Source organism: Streptomyces sp. NPDC096048 (genome assembly GCF_044763415.1).
In the GTDB taxonomy this organism is placed as follows: Bacteria; Actinomycetota; Actinomycetes; order Streptomycetales; family Streptomycetaceae; genus Streptomyces.
This window is the reverse complement of sequence record NZ_JBIWGG010000001.1, coordinates 780,626-794,949: the sequence shown is the minus strand read 5'-3', so window position 1 is coordinate 794,949 and position 14,324 is coordinate 780,626. Positions and strand designations below refer to the sequence as shown.

Here is a 14,324-nt window from a genome sequence, read left to right as displayed (position 1 = left end):
CCCCTCCCCGCGTTCGCCGCTACGTCAGCGCCGGCAGCAGCGTGTTACTTCAGTGCCAGCAGCAGCGTGTCCGACGGTGAGCACCACACCGGCCGTACCTCGCCGAAGCCCTTCTCGCGCAGCACGCGCGCGTGCCACGCCGCCGAGGGCGTGTCGCCGTCGGCGTGCTCGCCGTAGATCTCGAAGCGGCGGGCCGTGGGCCCGGCGAGGACCGGGTCCTTGGCGGCGAGCTGCCACCATTCGGCCCAGTCGAGCGCGCCGTCGCGCTTGGCCGCCTCCATCTGCGCGTGCCGCTGGGCGCGCTCGGCCGCGTTGATCCGGGGCGTCGTCTCGTCGATCATGTGGTCCGCGTTCATGAAGACACCACCGTCGCGGACCAGCTCCGCGACCCGACCGTAGAGGGCCGCGAGGGGTCCGGCGTGGAACCAGTGCAGGGCCGTGGCGGTCAGGACGGCGTCGTAGGAGTCGTACGGCAGCTTCGCCGTCCAGTCGGGATCCTTCAGGTCGGCGGTGACCAGGGAGACCCGTTCGTCGCCCGCGAAGGTGCCCTCGGCGATGGCGAGGAGCGCCGGGTCGAGGTCCACGCCGGTGCTGGTGGCCTCCGGGAACCGGGCGAGCAGCCGGGCCGTGATGGTCCCGGTGCCGCAGGCGAGGTCGAGCACGCGCGGTGCGGGGCCGACCAGGGCCTCGACCATGTCCAGCATGGTCCGGAAGCGTTCCTCACGGTCCGGCATGTACCACTCCTGCTGCCGGTCCCAGCTGGCCTGCCAGGCGTGCCAGTCGGCGGCGGGCGTGGTGGTAGTGGTGGTCTCCGAGTCCGTCATCGAGCCCCTCCGTCGGATGCGTACGTAATACCCTGGAACCACGATCAGCTGTTACCTGATCGCAGGCACGACCCTAGAGCCCCTTCGTAAGGACTACAAGTGGAACTGGCCTATTACTCGGATTACGCCGTACGCCTCGTCAACACCGAGGAACCGGGCCGGGGGCAGGACTCACTGACCTCGGTCGAGGCCGTCCGCGAGCTCTTCGGCGCCAACCAGTCGGCGGCCCGGCGTGCCACGGACGCGGACGTGACCCGGTTCCGCTCGGTCCGGGGGCGGCTGCGCGCGGTCTTCGAGGCGGCCGACGGCGGCGACGAGACCCTCGCCGTGGACCTCCTGAACTCGCTCCTGCTGGAGTTCCCGGTGAGCCCGCAGATCTCCGGCCACGACCACCGCGACGACGACGGCAGCCCGCTGTGGCACATGCACCTGGCGGACCACCCGTCCAACGCGACCGCCGGTTTCGCCGCCATCGCGGCGATGGGCCTGGCCTTCCACCTCACCGAGTACGGCGTGGACCGGCTGGGCCTGTGCGAGGCCGCCCCCTGCCGCAACGCCTACCTGGACACCTCCACCAACCGCTCCCGGCGCTACTGCTCGGACCGCTGCGCCACCCGTGCCAACGTGGCGGCCTACCGTGCCCGCAAGCGCTTGGAGGCGGACCGGTCGGTCAGCACCGGCCTGAGCGCCGACAGCGCCCAGCGGACCACGGCGAACGGCGAGCGCTGACCCCGCCGCGGCGGCCGGTACCGCAGCCGCGCCCTGCCGAGGACGAACTCCTGGGGGACGGCCCCGTAGTCGGTGCTGTCCCCGCCGGCGAACGCGTTGTCCCCGAGCACCCACCAGCCGGCCCCGCGCCGCTCGACGGCCCGCTTGACCACGAGCAGGTCCTGCTGGAAGGGATGCCGCAGGACGACCACGTCACCGGGCCTGACCTTGGCCCCCCAGTGCACCAGGAGCACGTCCCCGTGGTGCAGCGTGGGCACCATGGACGGCCCGGTCACCTCGGCCGGCCCGAAGGGCAGGGCCCCTCTCGCGCGTTCGGTCTCCTGCGACAGCTGCTCCGGCATGACCCGGCACCTCCCCGGTCTTTCCTCCACCAGTCTCAGTCTCACCCCGGACTTTTGTCCTAAGCCCACGGGGGCACTCGCGAAATCGGGCCTCCCAGGGAGTAATGTCCCCCCTGAGAAGACGATCACGAGGAAGGAACGGCTGCATGCTTTCCCGCCTGTTTGCCCCCAAGGTCACGGTCAGCGCCCACTGCGACCTGCCCTGCGGCGTGTACGACCCTGCCCAGGCCCGCATCGAGGCGGAGTCGGTGAAGGCCGTCCAGGAAAAGATGGCCGGCAACGACGACCCGCACTTCCAGGCCCGCGCCACGGTCATCAAGGAGCAGCGAGCCGAGCTCGCGAAGCACCACGTCTCCGTGCTGTGGAGCGACTACTTCAAGCCCCCGCACTTCGAGAAGTACCCGGAGCTGCACCAGCTGGTCAACGACACCCTGAAGGCCCTGTCGGCCGCCAAGGGTTCGACCGACCCGGCGACCGGCCAGAAGGCCCTGGACTACATCGCCCAGATCGACAAGATCTTCTGGGAGACCAAGAAGGCCTGACGACCGGTCAGCGTCCGGGAGCCGGCGATCGGTGCACCATCGCAGGCCGAAGGAACAGCCCGAAGGGGTCCTGCCGCCCTCGCGGCCGGACCCCTTCGGCGTTCCCGCGGCCAGGAGTGACGGCTCAGCGCTTCCTGTCGTACGTCCGCACCACGACGCCGTTGCCGAAGGTCCGCACCGTCTCCGGAACGAACTCGGAGACCTGGAAGCCGGAGCCGAACATCGGCATGCCCGTGCCCAGCACCACCGGGTAGGTCTTGACGACCAGCTCGTCGATCTCGTCGATCAGCTCGCCGGCCACGACCGAGCCGCCGCACAGGTAGATGTCGAAGGCGCTGTCCTCCGCCTTCAGTTCGCGGACCCTGCCGACCAGGTCCGCCGGGATGATCTCGACGTTCGGGTCGGGCGACTCCGTGAGCGTGCGCGAGGCGACGTACTCGCGCAGGTGGGCGTACGGGCTGGTGATGCCCTCCCTCAGGGCCAGGTCGTAGCTGGCCCTGCCCTGGACGACCGTGTCGAACCGCTTGTTCGGCAGGTCGTCGATCCCGAGCCGCCGACGCCCCTGGGTGGACACCGTCTCCGGATACTCCGACGCCAGGAACGCGAAGAACTCCTCGTCGACGAACGGGAACATGAAGGACGCGTCGCCGTCCGGGCCGCCGATGAAGCCGTCGATCGAACAGGCGATGAAGTACGTGAGCTTGCGCAAACCGGTCTCCTCCGTTTGAACCACCTCATTTATAGTACTCCGCTCGTAGTGGTTCAAGAAGGTTTTCGGTTTCGGCCATCGGAGCTCGGTCCTCAGCGCTCGGTTCTCGGCGCTCGGTCCTCGGAGCACCGCTCTCGGTCTCAGCGCGCGGCGATCAGGCGGTCGCCGGGTTTCGCGGCTCGCGCCACATCGGCCACATCCGCGGGCCGTCCGGCAGTTCCAGGGCCCGGCCGGTGAACTCGAAGCCGAGGCGTTCGTACAGAGCCCGGCCGCGGGCACTGCTCGCTTCGAGGTAGGCGGGCAGGCCCTCGCGGTCGCAGCGGTCGAGTACCGACTCGATGAGCGCGGTGCCCAGGCCCTCGCCCTGCCGTCCGGGGGCCACCCCGATCATCCACAGGTACTCGTGGGCCCGGCCGGAGGGGTGGATGCCTTCCGTCAGCCGGGCTATCAGCTCGACGCGCTGGTTCTCCGGGTCGACGGCCTCCCGCACCTGGGCGGGGCCGTCGGCGGCCCCGTCGGCGGCCCCGTGGCGGGAAACACCGCCGGGCTCGTCGCCGGTGTGCCCGTCCGCCGGCACGGACAGCCACAGCGCGCAGGCCGAGCCGTCCTCGGTGAGATCGATACGCCCGTCGGCGAGCACGGCGTCGGTGAAGGCGGCCATGAGCCGGTGGTGGGTCCGGCGGCGGTACTCCTCGCCGGGGAAGACCCAGCCGCTCACCGGGTCGTCCTGGAAAGCCTCGTCCAGCAGCCGGACGACCAGCTCCCGGTCGCCCTGCCCCGCCGTCCGGATCACCACACCCATGTCCCGCCCGCCCCTTCGACTCAACCTCGGTCATGTGTAAGGCGGTTGAGCCTATCCACCTACTTCGGCGGGAGGTGGGCGGTGTTCCCGGGCCGTAGGCCGGAAAAGGGGGCGGGCCCCGCACACCGTGGGGAAGTGCGGGGCCCGCCGGACCGGAGCCCTCGGCGGTGCGGCCGTACGTCGGTCAGGTCCGTACGGTCCTGCACGGGCTCCGGAGCCTTGCGCGGCCGGCCGGGCGCTCCCTGGCCGCCGCCGGGCCGGCCAGGGTGGCCGTCAGGTGCTGCGCCGGGTCACGAACTCGGCCAGCGCGAGGAGGCCGCCCGCCGCCTCCGGATCGGGCACGGCGCGGGCCAGTTCCTGCATGGCCCTTCCCATCCGGTCGGCCGCCTGGACCTGCGCCCAGTCCCGGCCGCCCGCCCGCTCCACGAGCAGTGCGGTGCGCTCCAGGTCCTCCTTGTCCGCCTCGTACGGCGCCGCGTACAACGCGGCCAGCTCGGCGGCGGCCTGGGTGCCGGAGCTGAGGGCGGCGACCACGGGCAGCGACTTCTTGCGGGCGGCCAGGTCCGCGCCGGCCGGCTTGCCGGTGTGGCGCGGGTCCCCCCATATGCCGATGACGTCGTCGATCAGCTGGAAGGCGAGGCCCGCCTCGCGCCCGAAGGCGTCCAGGGCCTCGACGTCCTCGGCGGCGGCTCCGGCGTACAGCGCCCCGAGGGCGCAGGCGCACCCCAGCAGGGCGCCCGTCTTGGCCTCGGCCATGGCGAGCGTCTCGTCGAGGGTGACCTCGTCCGGGGCGCGCCGCTCCATGGCCGTGTCCGCGTGCTGCCCCTCGCACAGCTCGACGACGCAGTCGGCGAGCCGGGCGGCCGCCGCCGCGGACGCCGGGTGCGGGTCGGCGGCGAGCAGCCGCAGGCCGAGCGCCTGGAGGGCGTCCCCCGCGAGGATCGCGTCGGCGTCGCCGAACACGGTCCACGCGGTCGGCCGGTGGCGCCGGGTGGTGTCCCGGTCCATCACGTCGTCGTGCAGCAACGTGAAGTTGTGGATCAGTTCCACCGCCGCCGCGGCCCGCGCCGCCGCCGTCCGGGCCCCGGGGCCGCCGAGGGCGGCGGCCGAGGTGAGGACGAGAGCGGGGCGGATCGCCTTGCCCGCGTTGCCCGCCGCGGGTGTGCCGTCCGCGTGCTGCCAGCCGAAGTGGTAGAGCGCGATGCGGCGCATCGAGTCCGGCAGTGACTCGACGGCGGACCGCAGCTCGGGGTCGACCGACGCCCGCGACTCACGCAGGAGCATCGCCGCCTCGTGCCCGTCGGCCCCCGCCGGTCCCTGGCCGTCGGGCGAAGGCCCCGGCTCCTGCCCTCGCTGGGCGCCGATGGGCCCGTGCCTTTCCAGCGTCCCGGTGGGGCGACGCGTCTCGGCGGCGCCGTGCGGAGCCTCTGTCATGGACTCACCTCCCCCATACGCCCGCCTCCGTACCCCCGGGGTGTACCCGCCCGGGAGGGCGGGAACACGGCGGTCGAAAGACTGGCGTCACTGCCAGCGGCCGATCTCGACGTTCTCCAGGACGCCGAGCGCGTCCGGTACGAGGACGGCGGCCGAGTAGTAGGCGGTGACCAGGTACTTGATGATGGCCTGCTCGTTGATGCCCATGAAGCGCACCGACAGACTCGGCTCGATCTCGTCCGGGATGCCGGTGGCGCGCAGACCGATGACGCCCTGGTCCTGCTCGCCGGTACGCATCGCGATGATCGAGGACGTACGGGCCTCGGTGACCGGGATCTTGTTGCACGGGTAGATCGGCACACCGCGCCAGGTCGGGATGCGGTTGCCGGCGATGTCGATGGTCTCCGGAACGAGTCCGCGCTTGTTGAGCTCGCGGCCGATCGCGGCGATCGCGCGCGGGTGGGCGAGGAGCAGCTTGGTGCCGCGCCGGCGGCTGAGCAGCTCGTCCAGGTCGTCCGGTCCGGGCACGCCGTCGTGCGGCTGGATCCGCTGGTCGTACTCGCAGTTGTGCAGCAGGCCGAACTCGCGGTTGTTGACGAGCTCGTGCTCCTGACGCTCCTTCAATGCCTCGACGGTGAGCCGGATCTGCTGTTCCGTCTGGTTCATCGGCTGGTTGTACAGGTCGGCCACGCGCGAGTGGATACGCAGCACGGTCTGGGCGACGCTCAGCTCGTACTCACGGGGCCGGGCCTCGTAGTCGACGAAGGTGTGCGGGATGTCCGGCTCGCCGCTGTGGCCGGCGGAGAGGTCGATCGCCTTCTCGCCGTGCCTGTTGGTGGGCTGGTCGGGGAGCGAGCGGCGCTCCTCGAGGTGCGCGCTGAGGCTGTCCGAGCGCTCCGCGACCTGCTCCACCTCCTGGCGGGGCAGGACGAGCACCGTGCAGGCGGTGACCGTGCGGGCGGTGTACTCCCAGATGGCGTCCCCGTCGAGCAGCGCCTGGTCGCCGAAGTAGGCGCCGTCGGCGAGGACACCGAGCACCGCGTCGTCGCCGTAGGGGCCGGTGCCGACCTTCTCCACCTTGCCGTGCGCCAGCAGGTAGACCTCGTCGGCCTGGCTGCCGAACGAGGCGATCACCTCACCGGGGCCGAACTCCCGTTGCTCACAGCGCCGCGCGAGTTCCGAGAGCACCTCCTCGTCCTCGTACGACCGCAGGGCCGGCAGCTCGCCCAGCTCCGCGGGGATGACCTCGACGCGGTCGCCCGTCTTCACGAACGTCACCCGGCCGTCGCCGACGGCGAAGGTCATGCGCCGGTTCACCCGGTACGTGCCGCCCTGGATGTCCACCCAGGGAAGCGTGCGCAGCAGCCAGCGGGAGCTGATCTCCTGCATCTGAGGAACGGACTTGGTCGTGGTGGCCAGGTTCCGCGCGGCCGCCGTGCCGAGGCTCTGCTGCGGCCTGGTCTGCTCGGTGCGGACCTCTTCGCCTACCGACATAAGGAATTGCCCTCCCGGTCATGCCGGACGGCTACGCCCGGCATCGATGTGCGTGGACCAGCCTCCCTCGCGGAGCGTGCTGGTGCTATTACCCGAAAGAGCGGGAATGGATCATCGGTTGCCGGGGCACACATGGGTGCTTCTTCGGCTTCCCGGCGTCTCGTCCGGCCCTGTTCAGCACTGTTGGCCGGGGCAGGATTGTCCGGATCGGATCGCACACGGACCGAACAAGTACTAGGCAGCGCTCCGTTCCGGTACAAGCACCGTACGAGGCGGTCGCGTCGGGCGGTCGTCGCGCAGCATGAAGGAGCCGGCCGTGGCCTCACCCATGTCCGCGAGCAGTTTTCTCAAGGCGCTGAAGGCAGAGGGCCTCAGCGTCGTCCAGGTCGGCGACTGGCGGGACCACAACCGTAACCACAAGGGCCCCTGGGGTCCCGTGCACGGCGTGATGATCCACCACACGGTCACCAAGGGCAGCGCGCGGACCGTGGAGATCTGCCGCAAGGGTTACGAAGGCCTCCCGGGACCGCTGTGCCACGGGGTCATCACCAAGGACGGCAAGGTCCACCTGGTCGGGTACGGCCGGGCCAACCACGCCGGGCTCGGCGACGACGACGTCCTCCGCGCGGTGATCGCGGAGAAGGGGCTGCCCCGGGACAACGAGTCGAACACGGACGGCAACCGGCACTTCTACGGCTTCGAGTGCGAGAACCTGGGCGACGGCGTCGATCCCTGGCCGGCGGCACAGCTGGAGGCGATCGAGCGGGCCGCCGCCGCGGTCTGCCGGCACCACGGGTGGAACGAACGGTCCGTCATCGGCCACCTCGAATGGCAGCCGGGGAAGGTGGACCCGCGGGGGTTCACCATGGCGTCGATGCGTGGGCGGATCCGGGACCGCCTGAAGTGACGTGTCCGCCACGCCCGGCGGCGTGACAATGGCGGGGTGACCGGCACCGACACCCGCGACCTCGCCACCCTCGGCCCCCGCCTGCCCTCTCCCCTGCGGGAGGTCACCGACGAGCGGTTCGAGCGTCGTGGTGTCCGCCTGCTGCTGAAGCGGGACGATCTCATCCACCCCGAGCTGGTCGGCAACAAATGGCGCAAGCTCTCGCCGAATCTGGCCACGGCGGCCGGTCGTACCGTCGTCACGTTCGGCGGCGCCTACTCCAACCACCTGCGCGCGACGGCCGCCGCCGGCCGGCTGCTCGGCCTGTCCACGGTGGGCGTGGTGCGCGGTCAGGAACTGGCCGGCCGGCCGCTCAACCCCTCGCTGGCCCGGTGCGCGGCCGACGGCATGCGGCTGCACTTCGTCGACCGCTCGACGTACCGCCGCAAGACCGAGCCGGAGACCCTGGCGGCCCTGCTGAGCGCGGTGGACGCCGAGGGCGCGGTCGTCGTCCCCGAGGGTGGCAGCAACGCGGAGGCCGTGCGCGGCTGCCGGGCCCTCGGTGAGGAGCTGGGCGAGCACGCCGACGTGGTCGCGCTCGCCTGCGGCACCGGCGGCACGCTGGCCGGGCTGGCCGCCGGCCTCCCGCCGGGCCGCCGGTCGCTCGGGATACCCGTCCTCAAGGGCGGCTTCCTGGCCGACGACATACGGCGGCTCCAGATCCGTGCCTTCGGCGGGATCCGCGGCACCTGGAGCCTCGACGACCGCTTCCACTGCGGCGGCTACGCCCGGACCACTCCCGAGCTCGACTCCTTCGCCGAGGACTTCGAGCACCGCCACGGCCTTCCCGTGGAGCGCGTCTACGTCGCCAAGATGCTCCACGCCCTGCTCACCCTCGCCGAGGAGGGCGCCTTCCCGCGTGGCACGGCCCTGACGGCGGTCATCACCGGCCGCCCCTTTCCCTGAACGGACCCCGCCGGACCTGACGGGCGCCGGACGACTCACCCTGGCGCCCATGTACGGCAAACCGGTGAACGAGCCCCGCCGACGCCCGGCCGGCCGGCCCGCACGGTCCACGGCCGCGAGCACACAGGACGGGTACGCCGGGCAGGCCCGGGCATATCCGCGGACTCGGGCACCCCCTCCCCGTCTCCGCCCCCGCGCCCCGGCGCACGGGGCCGCCCGGGGCGTTCGGGTAGGGCCCTACCGGCCTCCGGGCGGGCGCGGGGCCCTCACGTCGTCGCCCCGCGCCCGGCGCCGCACGCGCGCGCGTGGCGCCGTCACGCCGTCTCCCGGTATGCCGCCGCCTCCTCCAGGTCCAGCCGGCGCAGCAGCGTCCGGAGCATCTCGTCGTCGATGTAGCGGCCGTCCCGGAGCCGGACGAAGACCTGGCGCTCCGCGCTGATCATCTCCCTGGACAGCCGCCGGTAGGTGTCGTCGACGGTCTCCCCGGTGACGGGGTTGACCTGTCCGAGCCGTTCCCAGACGGCGTTGCGGCGCCGCTCCAGGACCGTGCGGAGACGGTCGGCGAGCGGGGCCGGCAGGGCGTTGCGCTCGTCCGCGAGGAGGGCCTCCAGACGCTGCTCCGCGGCCCGGGAGGCCTGTGCCTGGGCGTTGGCCTCCGCGAGCGTCGCGGCCTGTACGTCGCGTGCGGGGAATTTCAGCAGGCGGATCAGCGGCGGCAGGGTGACGCCCTGGACGACCAGCGTGCCGATGACCGTGGTGAAGGTGAGGAACAGGATGAGGTTGCGCTCGGGGAAGGGGGCGCCGCCGTGCACGGTGAGCGGGATGGAGAAGGCGATCGCGAGCGAGACCACACCCCGCATACCGGCCCAGCCGATCACGAACGGCCCCTTCCAGGAGAGGTCGCCCTCACGCGCGCGTACGCGAGCCGACAGCCGCGGCAGGAAGGTCGCCGGATACACCCATACGAACCTGGCCACGGCGACCACCAGGAAGACGGCGACCGCATACCAGGCGGCGTCGACGCCCTCGTACTCCCCCAGGCCCTTGAGGACGACGGGCAGTTGGAGCCCGATCAGGGCGAACACGGCCGACTCCAGGACGAAGGCGACCATCTTCCACACCGCCTCCTCCTGGAGACGCGTGGCGAAATCGACCTCCCACGCGCGGTGGCCGAGAAAGAGCGCGACGACCACCACCGCGAGCACCCCGGACGCGTGCACCTGCTCGGCGACGGCGTAGGCCACGAACGGAATCAGCAGGGAGAGCGTGTTCTGGAGGAGCGCCTCCTTCACGTGCGTGCGCAGCCAGTGCAGCGGCACCATCAGGACCAGCCCGACGCCGACGCCACCGATGGCCGCGATCAGGAACTCCGCGATCCCGCCGGCCCACGTGGCCCCCTCGCCGACCGCCGCCGCGAGCGCCACCCTGAAGGCGGTGATCGCGGTGGCGTCGTTCACCAGGGACTCGCCCTGGAGGATCGTCGTGATCCGGGAGGGCAGCCCCACGCGACGCGCGACCGCCGTGGCGGCGACGGCGTCCGGCGGCGCCACCACCGCGCCGAGCACCAGGGCCGCGGTCAGCGGCAGGCCGGGCACGATCAGGTACGCGGCGCAGCCGACGACGAAGGTGGCGAAGAGGACGTAGCCCACGGACAGCAGCGCCACGGGCCGCATCTGGGCCCGCAGGTCGAGGTAGGAGCTGTCGGTGGCCGCCGTGTGGAGCAGTGGGGGCAGCAGCAGGGGCAGGACGATGTGCGGGTCGAGTGTGTAGTCCGGGACTCCGGGGACGTAACTCACCGCCAGTCCCACCGCGACCAGCAGCAGCGGTGCCGGCACCGGCACACGCCGCCCCGCCGCGGCGACCGCGGCACTGCCCGCCACCAGCAACAGCAGCGGCATCACGTCCATCGTCCTCGCCCGCCCTCTTTTTCCGCGCGGTCATCCGCACAGCCGTCGTAACCTGGCAATCATGAAACAGTGCACGCACGCCGACGCGCTGCCGCACCCGGAACCGGAGCCGCGCGGCGAGACCTGCCCGGAGTGTCTGGCCGAGGGCACGGACCCGGTGCAGCTGAGGCTGTGCCTCGTCTGCGGTCACGTCGGCTGCTGCGACTCCTCGCCGAGGCGGCACGCGACGGCCCACCACGAGGCGACCGGCCACCCGGTGATGCGGACCTTCGAGCCGGGTGAGAGTTGGCGCTGGTGCTTCGTCGATCACGTACTCGTGTGACCTGTCCCGGGGACGGTTCGACCGTCTGACGCCTGGGTACGTCAACCCGGCGCGCGCTCTTCCGATTTGGGCCCGCCGAACCCCTAGCCACTGTGCGTGTTCATGTGTTTACTATGAGTGACAGCAAGGGGTTGGGGTCTCGGGGACAGGAAACTCTGGAGCGCGATAACGTCACCGCTGAACCACGTAGCGCGTTACCCGAGGGCGACCCTCGACCCTGTAACGCTTGTACCACCTTGGAGGTGAGGGTGTCCCAGATCGCAGGCGAGCCCGCGACCCAGGACTTCGTCGAAGTCCGGCTGCCGGCCGCGGGTGCCTACCTGTCGGTGCTGCGTACGGCGACGGCCGGCCTCGCAGCCCGTTTGGACTTCACCCTCGACGAGATCGAGGACCTGCGCATCGCAGTCGACGAGGCCTGCGCGATCCTGCTTCAGCAGGCCGTGCCCGGCTCGGTGCTCAGTTGCGTCTTCCGCCTCGTCGACGACTCGCTCGAGGTCACCGTCTCGGCGCCGACCACGGACGGCCACGCCCCCTCGCGGGACACCTTCGCCTGGACCGTGCTGTCCGCTCTCGCGGGCAAGGTCTCCTCCGCCGTGGACGAGGACAAAACCGTTTCGATCAGCCTCTACAAACAGCGCGGCGCGGGACCCGGGCCGACGTGAGGGACGGGGACGGGCCGGTGCGGGACGAAGAGCGCGGCACACGGGAGCTGCCGGCCGAGGGCGCACGTTCTGAGAACGAGGCCCGGCGCACGGCGGACGGCATCGACGGCATCCCCGAGCAGGCCCGGCCGCATCCGGAGGACGAGGCCTCCCCCGAGGCCGTCGTCCCGGGCGACGGACAGCGGGCGGGGGACACCCCCGTCCACCCCGTCCGAGCGGAGGCGAGGGCTCGGGAAAGGGCAACGGGCGGGACGATGAGCGAGCACGAGCGACACTCCGAGGACGGCGCGCCGAGTGCACGGGGCACGCGGCACGATCCGCAGGACCGCAGCGGGGCGCGCCTCCTGTTCGCCGAGCTGCGCACGCTGGAGAAGGACAGCCCGGCCTACGCGGAGCTGCGCAATCGGCTGGTCCGCATGCACCTGCCGCTCGTCGAGCACCTCGCGCGCCGCTTCCGCAACCGCGGCGAACCCCTGGACGACCTCACCCAGGTCGCCACCATCGGACTGATCAAGTCGGTCGACCGCTTCGACCCGGACCGCGGGGTGGAGTTCTCCACGTACGCGACCCCGACGGTCGTCGGCGAGATCAAGCGGCACTTCCGGGACAAGGGCTGGGCGGTGCGCGTCCCGCGGCGCCTGCAGGAGCTCCGGCTGGCCCTGACGACGGCCACCGCGGAACTCTCGCAGTTGCACGGGCGCTCCCCCACGGTCCACGAGCTCGCCGAGAAGCTGGCGATCTCGGAGGAGGAGGTCCTGGAGGGCCTGGAGTCGGCCAACGCGTACTCCACGCTGTCCCTGGACGTCCCGGACACCGACGACGAGTCCCCGGCGGTCGCGGACACCCTGGGCGCCGAGGACGAGGCCCTGGAGGGCGTCGAGTACCGGGAGTCGCTCAAGCCGCTGCTGGAGGACCTGCCGCCGCGGGAGAAACGGATCCTGCTGCTGCGCTTCTTCGGCAACATGACCCAGTCGCAGATCGCGCAGGAGGTCGGGATCTCGCAGATGCACGTGTCGCGGCTGCTGGCCCGCACACTGGCACAGCTGCGGGAGAAGCTGCTGGTCGAGGAGTAGCGGGAGGAGCAGCGGCCGGGCACCGGCCGGTGGCCGTCATCGCGGCCCTCCGGACGGCGGCCGCAGCCCGGTCACTTCTCGGCGCTGCCGGGTCCCCGGATGCCGAGGGCCTGGGTGGTCGTGGGGTTCACGAGCAGCACCAGTGCCGTGACGGCCACGACGCCGAGCACGATGCCCGCCGGGATGGCCACGCTGTCGGCCTGCAGCAGGTTGTAGGCCACCGGCAGCGCCATGATCTGCGTGATGACGGCGGGCCCCCGGCTCCAGCCCCGCCGGCCGATCAGTCCGCGGGCGGCGAGGAGCGGCAGCAGAGCGAGGACGATCAGGGTGACGCCGCCGGTGACGGCCGAGGTCCGGTCGTCGGGGTGGCCGGTGAGACCTCCCACGAGCATCCAGGCGCCGCCGACGACGAGCGCCAGCCCCTCCAGAGCGGCCAGCGCGGCCGCGGCGGTCAGCCGGCCGGGACGGGGGCCCGCCTCTTCGGCGGCTTCGGGGCTGGGGGTCTGCTCACTGCTCACCCCTGAAGGGTAGCCCTCGGCGCACCGCGCCCCGTGAGCGCGTCCGGCGGACCGTGTGCGCATGTGCGCCGGGTGCCCTCGGCGATCTCCACCTCGGTCTGGGCCGGGTACCACTCAGTAGGTACCCTGCACACCATGCGTGCACTTCTCGTGGTCAATCCGGCGGCAACCACCACGAGTGCGCGCACGCGCGACGTGCTGATCCACGCGCTCGCGAGCGAGATGAAGCTGGAGGCGGTCACCACCGAGTACCGCGGCCACGCGCGCGACCTCGGCCGGCAGGCGGCACAGAGCGACGACATCGACCTGGTGGTGGCCCTCGGCGGCGACGGCACGGTCAACGAGGTCGTCAACGGTCTGCTGCACGACGGCCCCTGCCCGGAGAAGCTGCCCCGCCTCGCGGTGGTCCCGGGCGGTTCCACCAACGTCTTCGCCCGCGCCCTCGGCCTGCCCAACCACGCGGTGGAGGCCACCGGCGCCCTGCTGGACGCACTGCGCGAGGGCAGCGAGCGGACCGTCGGACTGGGCCTGGCCTCGGGTACGCCTGGCACGGAGGACGAGGCGGTCCCGGCCCGCTGGTTCACCTTCAACGCCGGGCTGGGTTTCGACGCCGGCGTGGTCGGCCGGGTCGAGCAGCACCGTGAGCGCGGCAAGAAGTCGACGCACGCCCTCTACGTCCGCCAGGTGATGCGCGCACTCGTCGGCGAGCCGCACCGCCGCAACGGGACGATCACTCTGGAGCGGGCGGGTGAGGACCCGGTCACCGATCTGGTGCTGTCCATAGTCTCGAACACGTGCCCTTGGACGTTTCTCGGCAATCGCCCGATCTATGCGTCACCTAAGGCCTCGTTCGATACCGGGCTCGACGTCTTCGGCCTCAGCCGCCTGTCGACGGCCGCCGTTGCCCGGTATGGCACCCAGTTGCTCACTTCGTCCCCCGAGCGCGGACCCCGGGGCCGGCACGCCGTCTCCCTGCACGACATGACCGAGTTCACCTTGCATTCGAAGGTGCCGCTCCCCCTTCAGATGGACGGTGACCACCTGGGGCTGCGGACCAGCGTGACGTTCACAGGCGTTCGCCGTGCACTGCGTGTGATTGTGTGAGCAGAAGGGGC

General features: G+C 71.7%; 16 protein-coding genes. 8 read left to right on the top strand and 8 right to left on the bottom strand.

Going from position 1 to position 14,324, the window contains the following annotated elements; all coding sequences use genetic code 11:
* Window positions 1-44: 44 nt before the first annotated feature.
* Complete coding sequence (locus ACIQ6R_RS03805) at window positions 45-824, bottom strand: class I SAM-dependent methyltransferase (protein ID WP_404218494.1); 780 nt, start codon at window positions 822-824, stop codon at window positions 45-47.
* 99 nt (window positions 825-923) lie between these two features.
* Between ACIQ6R_RS03805 and ACIQ6R_RS03800 the strand changes: the two genes are divergently transcribed.
* Window positions 924-1,553: a CGNR zinc finger domain-containing protein gene (locus ACIQ6R_RS03800; protein WP_404218492.1), complete on the top strand. Its 630-nt coding sequence runs from the start codon at window positions 924-926 to the stop codon at window positions 1,551-1,553.
* Here ACIQ6R_RS03800 and sodX read toward each other — a convergent pair.
* A complete protein-coding gene (gene sodX / locus ACIQ6R_RS03795) occupies window positions 1,457-1,894 on the bottom strand; it encodes a nickel-type superoxide dismutase maturation protease (protein WP_404170257.1) in 438 nt (145 codons plus the stop codon). The two genes, ACIQ6R_RS03800 and sodX, sit on opposite strands and share 97 nt — an antisense overlap.
* 146 nt (window positions 1,895-2,040) lie before the next feature.
* Between sodX and sodN the strand changes: the two genes are divergently transcribed.
* Complete coding sequence (gene sodN / locus ACIQ6R_RS03790) at window positions 2,041-2,436, top strand: superoxide dismutase, Ni (RefSeq protein WP_064729779.1); 396 nt, start codon at window positions 2,041-2,043, stop codon at window positions 2,434-2,436.
* A 124-nt stretch (window positions 2,437-2,560) separates the two neighbouring features.
* On the opposite strand, the gene ACIQ6R_RS03785 is transcribed toward sodN, so the two are convergent.
* From ACIQ6R_RS03785 to ACIQ6R_RS03770, 4 genes are all read right to left on the bottom strand, one after another.
* Entirely contained in the window at window positions 2,561-3,145 is a 585-nt protein-coding gene (locus ACIQ6R_RS03785) for a dihydrofolate reductase family protein (RefSeq protein ID WP_404218490.1), read from the bottom strand.
* A gap of 154 nt (window positions 3,146-3,299) precedes the next feature.
* Entirely contained in the window at window positions 3,300-3,947 is a 648-nt protein-coding gene (locus ACIQ6R_RS03780; protein WP_404218488.1) for a GNAT family N-acetyltransferase, read from the bottom strand.
* Between the two features lie 273 nt (window positions 3,948-4,220).
* A complete protein-coding gene (locus tag ACIQ6R_RS03775; protein ID WP_404218485.1) occupies window positions 4,221-5,381 on the bottom strand; it encodes a family 2 encapsulin nanocompartment cargo protein polyprenyl transferase in 1,161 nt (386 codons plus the stop codon).
* Between the two features lie 87 nt (window positions 5,382-5,468).
* Entirely contained in the window at window positions 5,469-6,875 is a 1,407-nt protein-coding gene (locus ACIQ6R_RS03770) for a family 2B encapsulin nanocompartment shell protein (RefSeq protein ID WP_404218483.1), read from the bottom strand.
* Between the two features lie 328 nt (window positions 6,876-7,203).
* Here ACIQ6R_RS03770 and ACIQ6R_RS03765 point away from each other — a divergent pair, with 328 nt between their 5' ends.
* Entirely contained in the window at window positions 7,204-7,782 is a 579-nt protein-coding gene (locus tag ACIQ6R_RS03765; RefSeq protein ID WP_404170719.1) for an N-acetylmuramoyl-L-alanine amidase, read from the top strand.
* 36 nt (window positions 7,783-7,818) lie between these two features.
* The gene (locus tag ACIQ6R_RS03760) at window positions 7,819-8,727 is read left to right on the top strand and encodes a 1-aminocyclopropane-1-carboxylate deaminase/D-cysteine desulfhydrase (RefSeq protein WP_404170193.1); all 909 of its coding nucleotides are present in this window, start codon (window positions 7,819-7,821) and stop codon (window positions 8,725-8,727) included.
* A gap of 314 nt (window positions 8,728-9,041) precedes the next feature.
* On the opposite strand, the gene ACIQ6R_RS03755 is transcribed toward ACIQ6R_RS03760, so the two are convergent.
* Complete coding sequence (locus ACIQ6R_RS03755) at window positions 9,042-10,634, bottom strand: Na+/H+ antiporter (protein ID WP_404218480.1); 1,593 nt, start codon at window positions 10,632-10,634, stop codon at window positions 9,042-9,044.
* A 61-nt stretch (window positions 10,635-10,695) separates the two neighbouring features.
* Here ACIQ6R_RS03755 and ACIQ6R_RS03750 point away from each other — a divergent pair, with 61 nt between their 5' ends.
* From ACIQ6R_RS03750 to ACIQ6R_RS03740, 3 genes are all read left to right on the top strand, one after another.
* Window positions 10,696-10,956: a UBP-type zinc finger domain-containing protein gene (locus ACIQ6R_RS03750; RefSeq protein ID WP_210960524.1), complete on the top strand. Its 261-nt coding sequence runs from the start codon at window positions 10,696-10,698 to the stop codon at window positions 10,954-10,956.
* 248 nt (window positions 10,957-11,204) lie between these two features.
* A complete protein-coding gene (locus ACIQ6R_RS03745) occupies window positions 11,205-11,618 on the top strand; it encodes an anti-sigma regulatory factor (RefSeq protein ID WP_003973726.1) in 414 nt (137 codons plus the stop codon).
* A 17-nt stretch (window positions 11,619-11,635) separates the two neighbouring features.
* A complete protein-coding gene (locus ACIQ6R_RS03740) occupies window positions 11,636-12,691 on the top strand; it encodes an RNA polymerase sigma factor SigF (protein ID WP_404170187.1) in 1,056 nt (351 codons plus the stop codon).
* A 71-nt stretch (window positions 12,692-12,762) separates the two neighbouring features.
* On the opposite strand, the gene ACIQ6R_RS03735 is transcribed toward ACIQ6R_RS03740, so the two are convergent.
* Window positions 12,763-13,209 (bottom strand): hypothetical protein, encoded by a 447-nt coding sequence (locus ACIQ6R_RS03735; RefSeq protein ID WP_404170184.1) that lies wholly within the window; start codon window positions 13,207-13,209, stop codon window positions 12,763-12,765.
* A gap of 135 nt (window positions 13,210-13,344) precedes the next feature.
* On the opposite strand from ACIQ6R_RS03735, the gene ACIQ6R_RS03730 reads away from it, so the two are divergent.
* On the top strand, window positions 13,345-14,313 hold the full coding sequence (locus tag ACIQ6R_RS03730; RefSeq protein WP_386510079.1) for a diacylglycerol/lipid kinase family protein: 969 nt from the start codon (window positions 13,345-13,347) through the stop codon (window positions 14,311-14,313).
* The last annotated feature ends 11 nt before the right edge of the window (window positions 14,314-14,324 follow it).

Bases quoted from the DNA above. Each gene is read 5' to 3' on its own strand.
- ACIQ6R_RS03805 (WP_404218494.1), bottom strand. From the start codon at position 824: ATGACGGACTCGGAGACCACCACTACCACCACGCCCGCCGCCGACTGG.
- sodX (WP_404170257.1), bottom strand. From the start codon at position 1,894: ATGCCGGAGCAGCTGTCGCAGGAGACCGAACGCGCGAGAGGGGCCCTG.
- sodN (WP_064729779.1), top strand. From the start codon at position 2,041: ATGCTTTCCCGCCTGTTTGCCCCCAAGGTCACGGTCAGCGCCCACTGC.
- ACIQ6R_RS03780 (WP_404218488.1), bottom strand. From the start codon at position 3,947: ATGGGTGTGGTGATCCGGACGGCGGGGCAGGGCGACCGGGAGCTGGTC.
- ACIQ6R_RS03775 (WP_404218485.1), bottom strand. From the start codon at position 5,381: ATGACAGAGGCTCCGCACGGCGCCGCCGAGACGCGTCGCCCCACCGGG.
- ACIQ6R_RS03770 (WP_404218483.1), bottom strand. From the start codon at position 6,875: ATGTCGGTAGGCGAAGAGGTCCGCACCGAGCAGACCAGGCCGCAGCAG.
- ACIQ6R_RS03765 (WP_404170719.1), top strand. From the start codon at position 7,204: ATGTCCGCGAGCAGTTTTCTCAAGGCGCTGAAGGCAGAGGGCCTCAGC.
- ACIQ6R_RS03755 (WP_404218480.1), bottom strand. From the start codon at position 10,634: ATGGACGTGATGCCGCTGCTGTTGCTGGTGGCGGGCAGTGCCGCGGTC.
- ACIQ6R_RS03750 (WP_210960524.1), top strand. From the start codon at position 10,696: ATGAAACAGTGCACGCACGCCGACGCGCTGCCGCACCCGGAACCGGAG.
- ACIQ6R_RS03730 (WP_386510079.1), top strand. From the start codon at position 13,345: ATGCGTGCACTTCTCGTGGTCAATCCGGCGGCAACCACCACGAGTGCG.